Source organism: Litoribrevibacter albus, from assembly GCF_030159995.1.
Taxonomy (GTDB): domain Bacteria; phylum Pseudomonadota; class Gammaproteobacteria; order Pseudomonadales; family Litoribrevibacteraceae; genus Litoribrevibacter; species Litoribrevibacter albus.
The window spans coordinates 109470-124426 of sequence record NZ_BSNM01000026.1 but is presented as its reverse complement, the minus strand read 5'-3'; the positions used below and the strand labels follow the sequence as shown (position 1 = coordinate 124426).

The window sequence follows — 14957 nt, the reverse complement described above, 5'->3', positions numbered from 1 at the left end:
TAACCTACACCTATTACAAATATAGATTTATTTAATTTTAACTATAAATTACTTCTCTCTATTCTCTGTCCGTATAGGCCACATAGTAAGCGCCAAAAAAAACAGCCATGAGACAGTAGGTGAAACCATGAACAACAGCGTACGACACTACATGCGATCCATCGCCGAGAAAAACGTCACCCGTATTCACTGCGACACTCCGATTCTGGAAGTAATTAAAATTCTTGAAGAACACCACCTAAGCGGCGCGCCAGTGGTCGATCAGGAACAGCGGTTAATTGGTTTCATTTCGGAATATGACTGCCTCAAAACCCTGTTAAAAACCAGTTACCACTGTGACCAACCGGCCCTGGCCTGTGATGTTATGAATCATCAGTTGGTGACGGTTGCGCCTTCCGACAGCGTGGTGGATCTGGCCATTGCCATGTTGGATAAAAAACCGGAGATGTACCCGGTGGTTGAGGGAGACAAATTGGAGGGAGTCATTGCCCGCCAGGACGTTTTACATGCCTTGATGGACAACCAAGCCCGGTGCAATTTACATGCATGATGTTCAATCTAATGAAGACTCTGATCCGAAGCCGGGAGCACCACCTTCGGTTCAGAGAGCCGGATGCAATTCCGGCCAGACTGCTTCGCTTGATATAAGGCTCTGTCAGCCTGGGCAATCAAATCCGCAAAACTTTGATCATAGGTGTAGCTGGCTACACCAACACTGATGGTGATCGGAATAACCTGCCCTTCATGTTTAAAAGGTTGATCTTTCAAACGTTGTTGAATACGACCCGCTAACTCGCCCGCACCAGACAAGTCCGTGTGAGGTAATAAAATCACAAATTCTTCCCCACCGTAACGAGCAATTAGATCGTTCTCCCGCATAACGGCTTCACTCAAACGACACAAGTGAATCAACACCTGATCACCCACAGCATGACCATAGCTATCGTTAATTTTTTTGAAATGATCCGCATCGATCAAGAGCAAAGATAAAGGCGACTTGTGTCTGGAAGCTCGGGCCATTTCAAGCTCCGCCTGCTCCATGAGTTTTCGGCGATTAGAGACTTGCGTGAGAGGATCAGTACTGGCAATGTGCTTTAAGGCATAAGTGCGTTGATCAATCTCTTTCTGTAACGCATCCCGGGAAATGGTGGTCTCTTCCAATGTTTTCTGCATTTGATTGAATTCATTAATGAACTCACAGAACTCATCTTCACCGGCACTCGTTAACTTATTACTAAAATTACCTGCCTCTAGCGCTTTAATACCGCCCTTCAAGAGATCAAGATAATTCCTGATTCGAACCGACAAGCTCATCGCCAACAAAGACAAAAGCAGGGCACCAATGAGCAAAATACTCCCTATCATAATGATCTGATTTAACTGGCTGTCCCGAAGGGATTGACGGGCCATCACCACCAGCTGCTTCGAGTCTTCCACAATGGTTTCTAACTGTGTCACCAACTTGTCTTTGAAGTGCCGTCTCAAGGCATCGGTTTCAGGCGTCGAATTACGGGATAAGTACTGCAAACGTTCAAACAGAACGTTCAAACCACGATTTAAACCTTTGATGCTGTTGAGCAGCGTTTGCTGATCCGACGGCAAGGTAGGTGAATGGTGCAACACCATCGTCAATTGCTTATGCCGTTCCTCCCAGCGATAGATATAAGCTCGGGTAGGATTTTCTTCATACAGTAATAAATTGCTTTCAAGCTGCCCAACCAGAGAGTGAATTTCAGCAACATACTCTTCTCGTTCCAATACAGAATCCGACTGCCTCCAAATCCACATCAAACTGATAAAGATACAAACGGTGATAAAGACCACGCCCATAGGAAAGATAAACAGTTGTGTTCTTAGCTTCATTCAAGTGATCTCATAAAGGTTCTCTAATTTTCAGACACAGCACTCAAGGATCGTTGAATCAGCAAGGAAACCGCTTCGGGTTTAACTTTCGCCAACGGAGTCGGGTTCACTACCTCCTTAAAATCAGGAACCCCCCTATCTTTGATCACACCTGATTGAACAACCCACTCGGCCTGACTTTGCAGCCCCATGATCAAGGATCTATTCAAGGAAAGTTTGAAAATATAATCAGGCCAGATCCAAAAAATGAAGTCGTTTTCCAGATTCAACCGCCGCCCAATGACCTCCTGAGTCTTTGAATGATTGCCAGAGATGTAATCAATGGCATCACTTAATGCATGCAATACACATTCTGCTTTTTGAGGCTGGGACTGAACATTCGATTTAGATCCAATTAAATTGAAACTCAAGGAATACAAATTCTTTGTCGGCAAGACATTGGCCGTACCTTTTAACAATTGAACCGTTTTGTATCCATAGGGTTCCCACGGTGCAATGGCATCCACTTCGCCAGAGGCCAGAACGTCAGGAATTTTGTCCGGCGGTGTATCAACCAATGTAACCTCGCTTCTATCAACCCCTTCCAGAGCTAAATAGGTACTTAAAAAATATTCACTGGCAGTACCTTTGGTCACAGCTATTTTCCGATATCGGAAGTCTTTTCCCTGCACCAACGACATATCTTCACGGGTAATAAACTTCACATCATTATCGGCATGAACAAAGCTGGCCAAGGTAACAAAGTCAGACCGTGCAAAGGATTTATAAACAATCACAGAATCAGAGCTTGTGGCAAAGTCAGCCTGACCGGACGCCATCTTTTCAAAACTACGCCGTCCGCCCACAACCTCAATTAGCTCGACCTCCGAGCAATACTCATCGAAGAATCCCATTTCATCAGCAATGAACACAGGGGCAGATAAGGGGGTTTTCGACACAGCAATTCGAATAGCAGGCACATCCAGATTTGCCCCCTGCTTAGTAGCGAAAAACACCACGCCTATCAGTACGAAAACACTCAGTATCACCGCCCCAATTCGAATGAAACGCTGATGTTTCGATGTGCCTATCTCGGTTTGCATTCCTTAGCTGCTCCATATCGCTGTAGTTTTGGGGTCACCTGCCTCCCTGAGGCTTTCTCAGGCAAACTACGCCTAAGTAATGTTATAAGTCTGGTTTAGGGCAAGGGGTTTTTCCAGCAGCACAATTCACGCAAACTTTTATCAAACGCAATAACGAGTGACCCTTATGGCAACTACATTCTCGACAAACCTATGAGACTATCGGCGCCACAAATAAGCACAGCCGGGCAAACGACGCATCTTTCAGAGAGGGACAATAAAGAGAACAACAAGGAAAAAGATAGCTCGGACTCAGAGAAACTTACTGTATTTTCCTAACACGGTATTAGCCAAAATCTCACAAGCCAAGCACTGGATTCCTTAAAAACGGCTTTTATCGCGAAACTCTGAAGGAGAAACCCCCACCTGACGTTTGAATAGCTTACGAAAGAAGCGAACGTCTTCGTAGCCAACCGACAGAGCTACTTGTTCGATTCCGGTTTGGGAGTGAGCCAAGGCGCGTTTGGCATGTTCGATACGAACCGCTTGAAGATATTCCAGTGGTGATAACCCTGTGGCTTGTTTAAAGCGGCGCTTGAATTGCCGTTCACTGAGATGAACGCCCTCCGCCAATGACACCACAGACGCCGAACGCCAATCTTCTTCCAGGCGATTTTGAACCTGATGAATGATTTCGTCCTGATGCTGTCGTGCCGGGATAAAGTGCATGTATTTCAACTGACTGGTGCGATCTAAATCAATCAAAACCAGCTTGGCGACTTGCTCGGCAACCGCATCACCATAGTAGTCCCGGATTAACAGCAAGGTGATGTCCTGATAACTGCTGGCACCGCCTGAGCACCACAGGGTCTGATCCATAGTAACCATTTGAGCAGGATCTAATAGCACCAGAGGATAAAGTTGAGTGAATACAGAGGCCATCGCCCAATGCGTCGTAGCCCGTCGCCCGTCCAGTAAACCAGTTGCGGCCAGCAGAAAGGCCCCCGTACAAATGCTCACTAAGCGTGCACCGCCTTGATGCTGACGAATTAACCATTGCACGGTAGCCGGATCAAAAGACAGCGACTCCTTGTTCGGCGGACCAATGGCCCCGATCACCACACAGTCGTATTGGGTCTGGTCATCCAATCCGATGTGCCCCTGTAGCTGAAATCCGCCCTGACAAGCAATTGCAGCGGTATCTGCCGACACCAACGCCAACTCCAATCGTCGTGTTCTCTCGCTACGAGCGTTGGCGAGCATCAGCATTTCCAGAGGGCCGGACACCGACGTCAATGGACACCCTTTCGGAGCTAGTACAGCTATGGATTTCATAAATTATCTTCACATGACTTATTCAGCTACCTAAGTTGTCTTTTATGTCACTTATTAAATAGAAACACAAGAGCTAGACTGTATGAAGTCAAATTCTAAGGAGCACACAATGAACATGGCCAACACACACACCTCCGACATTGGTGAACATAAAGCACTGATTGATCGGTTTTACACCGCGTTTCAAAACAAAGATTATCAGACGATGGCAGACTGTTATCACCCGGACGCTTACTTTGAAGACGAAGCCTTTCAACTGAGAGGCAAAGAGATCGCGGCTATGTGGCATATGCTAGTCACACGAGGCACCGATTTAACGCTGACTTTTTCAGTCGATGATAACGCTGGCCAGATCACCGCCCACTGGGAACCCAAATACACCTTCAGCCAAACAGGCCGTTTCGTCCACAACATCATTGATGCCCAATTCGAATTCAAGGACGGCAAAATTTATCGCCACAAGGACACGTTTGATTTCTGGCGCTGGAGTCGTCAGGCCGTTGGTTTACCCGCCTACCTATTAGGTTGGAGTGGTTTCTTCCGAAATAAAGTACAAACAATGGCAAATACCAACCTGAGCCATTTCATCAAAAAGCATCCAGAATACTCACAGTAGCCAGAATATCCTTGTAACCAGAATATCCTTGTAACCAGAATATCCTTGTAACCAGAGTGTGATGCGACCTTAAGTTAGGTTTGATGCCCCTTTGAGAATGTCTAAATAGGCACTGACGCTGGGGCGCGACGAATCCTTCCGCCAGATTGCGGTGGTGATCGTTGTCGCCAGGTTGTCAGGTAATGGATGAGTTCTTAAATCCTTGGCGAAAGGGTATAACTCCAGCAGTTTCTCAGGCACCAAACCGACACCCATCCCTGCTGTGACACAATTCAGCAAGGTGTGATAGGAATTAATTTCCACCACCTTAGCCACCAAATTCACTTGCTTGACCCATTGCGTCAAACGATTACGATAGGCGCACTGATTACTGAACCCAAGTAATGTAGGCTCAACGCCCAGTTGTGAAGGATCGGAAATATCCGTCATGCTCTTTTCAGACACCAGCACCAGCGTTTCTTTAAAGACAGGCATACGTTCCAATCGTTCATCGGCATTAGGATCAGCCACCAGTGCTACATCCAGCTGACCGTTCAAGACAAACTCGATCAAATCTCCCGTTGGCCGGGTCTTCACTTCTAATGAAACATCAGGATACGCCGTATGATACTCATACAGAATTGCACTCAATCGAGAAGCCGCCACGGCTTCCATCGACCCTACTCTTAATACGCCAGAGGGTTGATCACTGCTGAACTGCTCTATCGCCTGATCCGCCAGGGATAAAATCCGCTTGGCGTAGCTGAGTAACTGCTCCCCGGCGGGCGAGATTTTGAGGCGGTTTCTATCTCGGTGAAACAAAGACCGGCCCAGCTCTGATTCCAACTTCTGAATACGAGCCGTAACGTTGGAAGGCACCCGGTGCAACTGCTCCGCCGCCCGGATCACCCCTCCCTGCTCAGCCACCGCACAAAACACTTTAAGATCAGACAGTTCCACGCTCGTACTCCCATTCAATGGCGTTAGAAAATGCAACACTCATTCATATTTAGTGAATATTAAATTCTTAATAATTCAATATTAATGAATAAGTATACCTCATATAGTTTCTAGCTTCCTATTTGAGGTCATCATCATGCCAACCCTTTCGATTCAACCATCTAACTCCCCCAAATTGACGGGTTATCTTTGTGCCATATTGGCGGTTCTGATCTGGTCCGGGTTTATTTTGGTTTCCAGACAAGGTGGCATCAGCGACCTGACACCTTACGATGTCATCGCCATTCGCTATACCACCTGTAGCCTGGTGTTACTGCCACTCTGGTGGAAATTTCGCTTTCGTTTATGGCAACCGAAACTGATCGTCAGCAGTTTGATTGGCGCGTTACTTTACGCACTTTTTGCCTTTAATGGCTTTGAAACGACACCGGCCTCACACACGTCGGTGCTGTTACCTGGATTAATGCCTCTGGCAATCAGTATTTTATCGATTCCTTTGCTCAAGGTTGCGATTCCCAAACAGAAGTGGCTCGGCCTGACGGTCATCACCATCGGCGTTGGCATACTTCTATGGCAAGCATGGAACACCACGCATTCCGGGTCAGCATTGCACGAAGGACATGGTTTGCATTGGGGGCACGGGTTAGTGGTGCTGGCCGGTTTGTGCTGGGCACTGTACTCGGTATTACTCAGCAAGTGGCAGATTACGCCTTGGCAGGCCACGGTCAGTCTGGCGATGATCACCTTCTGCCTGTACATGCCGGTGTATCTGATCTGGCTGCCAAAACAGATCAGCATGGAGCTAGTTACGTCGATGCAAAGCCATCTCCCACTTTGGAAAGACATTGCATTGCAGGCCTTCTATCAAGGCGTGATGGCGACCATCATCCAGATGTTGTTATACGTTCGGGCGGTTCAAACCATTGGTGCGCCAGCTATGGGCGCAATGATGGCACTGGTGCCGATTCTGGCCGGAGTAGCATCTACGGTGATCTTCGACGAACCCTTAACCACACCCTTACTGTGTGCCTTTGGCCTGGTCAGTTTCGGAGTCTGGCTGGCAAACCAAGCGAAGCCCGTTACCCCCTTTTTGTTAAGGAAACACTTTAACCGGGCGGTTTCTATCAACAACACATCAAGCAATCAGTAAAACCAATAATTAAGACAATCATTTAAACCAATCATTGAAATAAAGCATGGAGACACAAGATGCCTTACGTAAACATTAAGATTACCGACGAAGGTGTAACCCCGGAACAAAAGCAGGCCCTGATTGAAGGTGCCACCCAACTACTGGTGGACGTACTGAACAAGAACCCCAAAACCACCTTTGTGATCATTGAAGAGGTCAATACCGATAACTGGGGCATAGGGGGAGACACAGTCACACAGCTGCGAAAACAATCTTAAACGGCTTGTTAAGAGGTTCCTTAACTTTCAGAAGAAATTGACCGATACTGCCTGCACTTATGTTCCTCAAACTTTACAGGCTCTAGGTACGTGACAATTTCTCCGTTAATGATCGCCTTGGTTCTTTTGCTCTTGTTGGTGATAGTGTTGATTCTGTTTGGGACCATTCAATCAGGCATTTCACCCATGCCCAGTTCTATTAAGGCCTACCGAGTCATTGAATCAATGGCCGATCAAACGGACGATACCCCGTTAGTGGATCTCGGCAGCGGTTGGGGAAACCTGGCAATTCGACTGGCCAAGCGGTATCCACAGCGGCAAGTCTATGGCTATGAAGTGTCATGGATTCCCTGGGCCGTCAGTGTCTGTCTAAAATCGCTGTTGCGATTAGACAACCTGACGCTCCATCGAACCGATTTCTTAAAATCGCCCTGGCCTGAGCACGCCACCTTACTCTGCTATCTATTTCCATCAGCCATGCAACAGATAGCAGAGCGCATTGCGGAACCGGGTTCATCCCCTCGATTTGTGATCAGCAACAACTTCGCCTTGCCGCAACATCACGCCATCCGTCGTGAACAGATTCGTGACTTTTACCGCTCGCCCATTTACCTCTATAAAATTGGCTAATGACCTAATGGCCGAAACAATAAGGCTAGCCTGTAACACTTGCCGGTTCAGAAATCTCGTTGCTCGGGTTCTGATTAAACTGTAACTCGGCCAAGCGAGCGTATAAGGGAGAGGAAGACAACAAGGTCTGATGTGTGCCAATGTCCACCAGTTTTCCGTGATCAAACACAGCTATTCGATCCACGTGCGCCACGGTCGCTAAACGGTGAGCAATGATGAAGGTCGTTCGATTCTGCATCAGTTCATCTAACGCTTGCTGAACCAGGTATTCACTTTGAGCATCCAAAGCACTGGTGGCTTCATCCAACAATAAAATTTTAGGGTCTCTGAGAATGGCTCGGGCAATGGCTAATCGCTGCTTCTGACCACCGGATAATTTCACCCCTTGTTCCCCCAAAAACGAGTGATAGCCTTCAGGTAACTGACTGATGAACTCATGAGCATGGGCCGCTTTCGCCGCAGCAATGATTTCCTCTTCGGTAGCCTCCGGCCGCCCGTAACGCAGATTTTCCCAAACCGAGGTACTGAACAACACCGGCTGCTGAGGCACTAAGGCAAACTGGGAACGCAAGGTTTTGGTATCCATCGCATCAATGGCTTGCCCATCAATATAAATACGCCCTTGTTTGGGGTCCCTGAAACGTAACAGCAAATCAAACAGAGTGGACTTGCCCGCCCCGGATGGGCCAACTAATGCAACCCGTTCACCACTATTGACCGACAAACTTAGTTGATCAATGGCTAACTGATCGGGACGTGATGGATAACTGAAGGACACCTCATCAAACACCACCGCGCCTTGCGGATGGTCGGAAGATAGATCATTGTGATCCTGCGTATCCCCCATCGGAGAGATGTCCGGCTCAGTGCCCAGTAACTCCCGAATACGTTCGGCAGCACCAGCGGCCCGTTGCACTTCCCCATAGACTTCGGTCACAGCGGCGAGCGATGCCGCTACCATGATCGCATAAAACACAAAGGCACCTAACTCACCTGCGGTCAGTTCACCCGACAACACATCACTGCCGCCCACATAGAGCATTCCGGCAATCGACCCCATTACCAGAATCATCACCAAGGCAATCAACAAGGCTCGTTGTCGGATACGCTCAAGCGCCACCGAAAAAGCCCCTTCGGCCGCTTCGGAGAATTGCTGACTGACCAGATCCTCACGGGTGAAGGCTTGCACCACTTTAATGTTCTGAAGACTCTCTCCAGCCCAGGCGCCGACAGACGCCACTTTGTCCTGGCTTTCGCGGGACAGCTTCTTCACCTTTCGGCCAAAGAAAATCAACGGAAACACAATCAGAGGCACAACAATCAGCATGATCAGCGACAATTTCACATTGCTGTAGAACATCAATGCCAAGCCGCCCAGGAAGGTTAAGCTGTTCCGCAATGCGAACGAGAAAGAAGAACCGATGACGGTTTGAAGCAAGGTTGTATCGGTAGTAATGCGGCTTTGAATTTCACCGCTGAGGTTGTCTTCGAAGAAACTGGGCGGCAGGCTCAATAAATGTTGATACAGACGTTTTCGAATGTCCGCCACCACACGCTCACCAATCCAGGACACCATGTAAAACCGGAAGTAAGCCCCCAAAGACAGCGCCACCACGATCAGCCCGAACATCGACAGTGCGTCGGCTAATCCATCCAAAGACTGAGCAGCAAAGCCCTGATCCAACATCAACCGCACGCCTTGCCCTAACGATAAGGTCAGTGCCGTCGTTGCCACCAGGGCAATGGCTGCAATTACTAACCGGGTTCGATAGGGTTTGATAAAAGACCAAAGCCAGGACAACATAAAATTCTCTCTCTAGAATTGCATTGGATACAGACGTACCCCGAGGCACCTCTGAATACACCGGACAGATCAACCAGTTACGTTATCGAGACCTTGCAGTTGTAGATACAACAGGGAATTTTATGACTAATAGATCGCGCCAAAAAACTCGATTTGCGTCAAATACAAGCGACTTTCAAATTCCAATTGATGGTAGTCAGGCAACATGTGCTCACAGAGTTTATAAAACGCTTTGTTGTGATCTTTTTCTTTTAAATGCGCTAACTCATGCACCACAATCATATTTAATAAGGGCTCAGGCGATTTTTTAAACAGGGTACTGACACGAATTTCATTTTTACTTTTTAATTTGCCACCCTGCACCTGTGATTTATAGGTATGCAAACCCAGCGCATGGTTCACTACATGAATCTTATTATCGTAGGCTACCTTGCTCAGCGGGTTCGATTTACGCATGAACTGATTCTTTAAATCCATCGCGTAATCTCTCAAGGCACCGTCACTGGTGACATCATGCGGTTTCGGATACTTCTTCAATAAGAAGTCAGCAAGCCGGTTCTGATCCAGCAACACCTGAACCTGTTGTTGAACCGAAGGAGCGTAAGCGGATAAATACTTTAGTGACATACCAGATAAACCAAGAAAAGAGAGACTGCCAAAATGCAGCAAGGCTAGCAGTTTAAACGAAAGCGCGAAGCGAGAGGTATTTATTCCTGATAAACGTCTTCTTCATAGACCTCATCTTCGTAATACACCTCTTCATAGTATTCGTCTTCATAATATTCTTCTTCAAAACTTTCGTCATAGTAGCCGTCGTCGGAAGAACCATCGTCATAGTAATCATCTTCAAAGGACTCATCGTATACATCATCCTCGAAATACTGGTCATCCTGAAGGGAATCCCAATCACTGTCAGGCAGTAAGTCCAGATAGACCTCGTTTTCATCGACCCAAACGTCATAGGCTTCGTACTCACCCGCATCCAATTGTTGGGCGTTGATTCGAATCGGTTCGTCGTCCCAATCGCCGTCCCCAAGATCAATTACCTCCGGCAAACTGAACTCATAACCACCAACGTTGATCGCGCCATCCAAATCATCTTCAAACAGATAACCTTCGTAGATCAGCTCATTGACCTGCTCAAACACCAGCTCAATGGAATCCTGATCCATGCTCTCAACGACAATCTGATCATCATCCATTACCCCGGAGATCAAGACACGGTCATTCAGGTGATCACTTCCCATAGCAAGGAGTGCAGCATCGATCACCACCGTTTGATCATTTATACGCCACTGCCCATCCTCCGACTGAGACAAGACACCGATTAATTCCACTTGTGAAGACGCTTCCACCACATCCAGACGACTGGCAACAATACCGCCGTCGGCCTGTCTCAAGCCGCTCACCTGAATGTAATCATCGATGCAGAGTTCAGCCAACGACAATGGCTTACCGGTACGTCGATCCAATATCGCCGTACGCTCAGTCACGAACACATTCTGATTCAGCACGTTCAGTTTATGATCTGTCGACAACACCTGACTGACCGGCCCCACAACCTCATAGATCACATCGATGGACTTGGCTTTGAAGGTCGTGTTCGGCTGATCCGCTGGAGCCTCACCAAAGAACACCTCTTGAGGAGAATGCCAGCTCTCGGTATCGATGGCCTCTTCCTGATGTCGCAGTGATGTCACCGCCACCACTTGGCCAATTTCAAAGTCGCCCGCAGTCGCCGGCTGTTTGTTGATGGTAATGGGCGTGCTGTCGTCAAAGGTCACGTGCGTATTATTGACCCAGATACTGCCAAACCCGGTAATGGTTCCAACAATGCCGGTGCCACCAATACCGCCGGTACCGCCCGAACCAGATCCCGAACCATTACCCGAGGAGTTGGTATCGAGATGAGCCTGTTGGCCTGTACCACCGATGCCATTCTCCAGACGTTGATCCGGGCCGGCAATTTGTCCTGTGCCACCGATGCCTCGATCAGCAATCTGACCTGTTCCGCCGATACCACGATCCGCAACTTGCCCGGTCCCCCCGATCCCGGAAGCACCGGAATGTCCATCATCAGAGATGATGCCTGTGCCACCAATGCCGCCAGTGTTCTCACTGGTGGTCTGACCGCCACGGTTCACATCGGTTTTCTGTGACAACAAATTCTGAGGTGCAGCGCAGCCTACCAATATCAACAGGCATACGCAGAGCAGTTGAGTCAGCTTAGGACTGAACATCATCTTGCTCTTTGTCGCGTTCATGGAAGAAATAAAAACCCAGATTCATCCGTTGGCAGTGGCCTGATGAGTCTGCTACCGATGGTTCTGCTGGCGATTGCTCTGCTGGCGATGGCTCTGCACCCACTTGTTGTTGCCGAAGTTCAAGCGCGCGCTTATTCAGAGACTGCAACATCTCCATCCCCTGCGCTTCGGCCATGCGTTGCAGTTCCTGAATGGCGTCATCGTTCAAGCCATCGTAATAGACACAGCGCTCAATGAAGGGTGGGCGATCGGACCGTAGGTTCTGGCTGGCCGCTTCCAGATGATCGGATAGATTCATACCGAAGAAAAAGGCTTTTTCATCCAGACTGGTGTCGGCAATAAAGGCTTTTTTATTTAATTCAACCCACTTGCCATCGATTAACGAAGCCATCCCTAACCGTTGCCACTCATCAAGAACCACTCGCGCACGAATGTCTTGCTTACACACTGAAGCCACCAGAGATTCGAAATCAGCATCCCCCGCTTGTTCTGCTTTAAGCGGGAGCCGCTTGGGTTCTCCCTGCTCATCCAGATACTCCGATTGTGATACCCAATGGGCCACCAGCTGGGCACCTATGCTGGTGGTCGCTTCAGGAATATCTTCGTGATGATCGGGATGGCGAAGCCGGCGGGTATCTTTGCGATGAACGCCCGTCAACAGACTGATTCGGGTGTCTGTTTGCTTCTTGTTATCGAGTTTAAAGTCCTCCTCAGCTACTTCGACATAGGTACGTTTCAGCAACTCAATTAAATACGGCAGGGTAATTTGGAAGGACAAAAGAAGACGCACTAAAGGCCGGAGCAGCTTCTTCAGCGCCAGTAACACCGCTTTTGGTGGCTCTGCGGCTTCGGTCGAGATAGGAGGTTTAGCAGACATAATGCCAATCATAGCCCCTTGAGGGATTTATTCCCACTCAATTCTCATTTCTGTGATTCATTCGTCGAATTTGTACATATTTTAGTCGCGAAACTTTGACAAGGGAAATTTTCCCACATATCTTACACAAAACAAAAGAGGGAATATTTCCCACAAATAATCAGATCGCAGTGAACTAAGTGGTCTTCCAAGCACAGCGAAAACACGCAATTGATAGCAAAACAATTAACAGCAAGACAATTAACAGCAAGAACAGTGGAGAATAACGTGATGAGCACTCGTTTTAGCAAAGCAGCGTTAGCCGTTGCAATTTCAGGGGCCTTGGCCGCAAATACTCACGCAAGCGTTCAGACGACGCCTCAACTAGCGAAAGACAGCAGCAAAGATTCCAACCGAATGATTCGAATCATCGGAGGATCGGAAGCCATCGCCAACAGTTACCCTTGGATGGTATCCATTCAGTCTGCCGGCGACAGCCAACACTTCTGTGGCGGCAGTCTGGTGGCCGCTAACTACGTACTTACCGCCGCGCACTGTATTGAGAACGAAAGCGCTCAAGGTGTAAAAGTGGTTGTCAGCGAATACGATCTCAATCAAACGAGCACACAGGAAGAAACCCTCACCGTTAAAAATATCTACATGAACAGCGAATACGGTGATGACCATGACATCGCTTTGCTTGAGCTAAGCGGCGCATCGAAGCGTTCACCTGTGACCCTCGCCACTGCAGATACCATGGCAGCACTGTCAGTGGGCGCTAACTTAACCGTCATGGGCTGGGGCAACCGCTCCACCACCGGCGAAGATTTCCCGAACATTTTGCATGAAGTGCAAGTACCACTGGCCGACCACGACACCTGTAATACCAATTATCAAAAACTAGGCATCAACATCACCGATAACATGGTCTGTGCAGGTCTTGCCGAAGGTGGCAAAGACTCGTGCCAGGGTGACAGTGGCGGCCCATTAGTCTTCCAAAAAGATTCCAAATGGATTCAAACCGGTGTGGTCAGCTTTGGTGAAGGCTGTGCTCAACCGGATTACTTCGGCGTATACACCAAAGTCGCCAATTACCAGGAGTGGATTGCCAAGGCGCAAGCGGGGGAAATCCCACCGTATCAAAATACCGGACCGTCACCTGATGAAGGAGATACCGACACGCCTGATACCGACACTCCTGATACCGATAATCCAGATACGGATTATCCCGATGACGAAAGCCCTGACACAGATTTCGAAAACACCGCATTCGATTTACCTGCCTATGTAGATTTAATCGCTACAGGTCAGGGCAATAAGGCAGAAGACGTTCTCTATCTGTTCAACGACACCGACCAAGCACTGACCGTACAGGGCGTCAGTCTTGATAACACCACGCACTTTGAACTGACGGACAATCAGTGTGAAGGCAAAACACTGGCCACAGAAGAAGAGTGTGAAATTCATATCGCGTTCTCGGCTAATGACAGCGAAGAGCATGAAGGCGTCTTGAGCATTTCGTCCTCTGACGCAGAAACACCCACTGCACAAGTAGAACTCTTTGGTTTGGCGCTGGATAAACTGGAGTTAAGTGACGACTTTGACGGCATGGAAGGCATCGACGATGAAGAGTGGTTCTTTGATGGCAACACTCAATGGTCGGAAGACGTGCTTGGCGACGGTTTTGAACTTTCCTGCGATCAGGTCAATGAAGACGAAGATTCGTTATTAATGACCGAAATCGAAGGCCCTGGGGTTCTTGAATTCAACATTAATCTGACCGGCGACGCACCTGAGAATGCCATTCACTTCCTGGTCGATGGCGAGATTGTACTGACCATTTCAGGCTCACGAGCCAAAGCCGATGAAAAACATCACAGCACCACATTGACCGCTGGCAAACACAAAGTGGGTTGGGTATACAGCAAAAACTCTGCAAACACAGCTGAAGCCAAAGCCAGCATCAGCAGCGTTAATTTCAAGAAAACCGAAGCCGGTGCAGATTCGAACGCGGATTCAAGCAGCTCAGGCGATGGCAGTTCAGGTGGCGGCAGTTCGGATATCTGGTTCTTCTCAATACTGAGCCTTCTGGGTCTACGGTTCCTGTCACGCAAAGGAAAGAAATCATCGGGTAAACCGTCCTAACTTAACCGTCTTCTCTAGAACCCTTCGTTAGCGT

General features: G+C 48.3%; 14 protein-coding genes. 6 read left to right on the top strand and 8 right to left on the bottom strand.

Annotation, left to right across the window (positions count from 1 at the left end; translation table 11 throughout):
• The first annotated feature begins 127 nt into the window (after positions 1-127).
• Positions 128-550 (top strand): CBS domain-containing protein, encoded by a 423-nt coding sequence (locus tag QQL66_RS19305; protein ID WP_284383726.1) that lies wholly within the window; start codon positions 128-130, stop codon positions 548-550.
• Positions 551-558: 8 nt separating this feature from the next.
• On the opposite strand, the gene QQL66_RS19300 is transcribed toward QQL66_RS19305, so the two are convergent.
• From QQL66_RS19300 to QQL66_RS19290, 3 genes are all read right to left on the bottom strand, one after another.
• The gene (locus QQL66_RS19300; RefSeq protein ID WP_284383725.1) at positions 559-1863 is read right to left on the bottom strand and encodes a GGDEF domain-containing protein; all 1305 of its coding nucleotides are present in this window, start codon (positions 1861-1863) and stop codon (positions 559-561) included.
• 23 nt (positions 1864-1886) lie between these two features.
• On the bottom strand, positions 1887-2945 hold the full coding sequence (locus QQL66_RS19295) for an ABC transporter substrate-binding protein (RefSeq protein ID WP_284383724.1): 1059 nt from the start codon (positions 2943-2945) through the stop codon (positions 1887-1889).
• A 360-nt stretch (positions 2946-3305) separates the two neighbouring features.
• Entirely contained in the window at positions 3306-4259 is a 954-nt protein-coding gene (locus tag QQL66_RS19290; protein ID WP_284383722.1) for a GlxA family transcriptional regulator, read from the bottom strand.
• A gap of 109 nt (positions 4260-4368) precedes the next feature.
• On the opposite strand from QQL66_RS19290, the gene QQL66_RS19285 reads away from it, so the two are divergent.
• On the top strand, positions 4369-4875 hold the full coding sequence (locus tag QQL66_RS19285) for a nuclear transport factor 2 family protein (protein WP_284383720.1): 507 nt from the start codon (positions 4369-4371) through the stop codon (positions 4873-4875).
• Positions 4876-4944: 69 nt separating this feature from the next.
• Here QQL66_RS19285 and QQL66_RS19280 read toward each other — a convergent pair whose 3' ends face one another.
• Positions 4945-5814 carry a LysR substrate-binding domain-containing protein gene (locus QQL66_RS19280; RefSeq protein WP_284383718.1) on the bottom strand — a complete coding sequence of 290 codons (870 nt, stop codon included), beginning with the start codon at positions 5812-5814 and terminating at the stop codon, positions 4945-4947.
• Between the two features lie 136 nt (positions 5815-5950).
• On the opposite strand from QQL66_RS19280, the gene QQL66_RS19275 reads away from it, so the two are divergent.
• The 3 genes from QQL66_RS19275 to QQL66_RS19265 all read left to right on the top strand — a co-directional run bounded on the left by QQL66_RS19275 (position 5951) and on the right by QQL66_RS19265 (position 7854).
• Complete coding sequence (locus tag QQL66_RS19275; protein WP_284383717.1) at positions 5951-6964, top strand: DMT family transporter; 1014 nt, start codon at positions 5951-5953, stop codon at positions 6962-6964.
• Positions 6965-7023: 59 nt separating this feature from the next.
• The gene (locus tag QQL66_RS19270; RefSeq protein ID WP_284383716.1) at positions 7024-7224 is read left to right on the top strand and encodes a tautomerase family protein; all 201 of its coding nucleotides are present in this window, start codon (positions 7024-7026) and stop codon (positions 7222-7224) included.
• Positions 7225-7314: 90 nt separating this feature from the next.
• Positions 7315-7854, top strand: coding sequence for a class I SAM-dependent methyltransferase (locus QQL66_RS19265; protein WP_284383715.1), 540 nt, complete (start codon positions 7315-7317; stop codon positions 7852-7854).
• 25 nt (positions 7855-7879) lie between these two features.
• Here the strand turns inward: QQL66_RS19265 and QQL66_RS19260 are convergent, their stop codons facing one another.
• The 4 genes from QQL66_RS19260 to QQL66_RS19245 all read right to left on the bottom strand — a co-directional run bounded on the left by QQL66_RS19260 (position 7880) and on the right by QQL66_RS19245 (position 12799).
• Positions 7880-9658, bottom strand: a complete 1779-nt coding sequence (locus QQL66_RS19260) for an ABC transporter transmembrane domain-containing protein (protein ID WP_284383714.1) — start codon at positions 9656-9658, stop codon at positions 7880-7882.
• A 126-nt stretch (positions 9659-9784) separates the two neighbouring features.
• Complete coding sequence (locus QQL66_RS19255) at positions 9785-10285, bottom strand: M48 metallopeptidase family protein (RefSeq protein ID WP_284383712.1); 501 nt, start codon at positions 10283-10285, stop codon at positions 9785-9787.
• A gap of 80 nt (positions 10286-10365) precedes the next feature.
• Positions 10366-11901 carry a DUF5666 domain-containing protein gene (locus QQL66_RS19250; protein ID WP_284383711.1) on the bottom strand — a complete coding sequence of 512 codons (1536 nt, stop codon included), beginning with the start codon at positions 11899-11901 and terminating at the stop codon, positions 10366-10368.
• A complete protein-coding gene (locus QQL66_RS19245) occupies positions 11885-12799 on the bottom strand; it encodes a DUF6502 family protein (protein ID WP_284383709.1) in 915 nt (304 codons plus the stop codon). The genes QQL66_RS19250 and QQL66_RS19245 overlap by 17 nt, the downstream gene beginning before the upstream one ends.
• A gap of 270 nt (positions 12800-13069) precedes the next feature.
• Here QQL66_RS19245 and QQL66_RS19240 point away from each other — a divergent pair, with 270 nt between their 5' ends.
• On the top strand, positions 13070-14923 hold the full coding sequence (locus QQL66_RS19240; protein WP_284383708.1) for a serine protease: 1854 nt from the start codon (positions 13070-13072) through the stop codon (positions 14921-14923).
• Positions 14924-14957 lie beyond the last annotated feature (34 nt).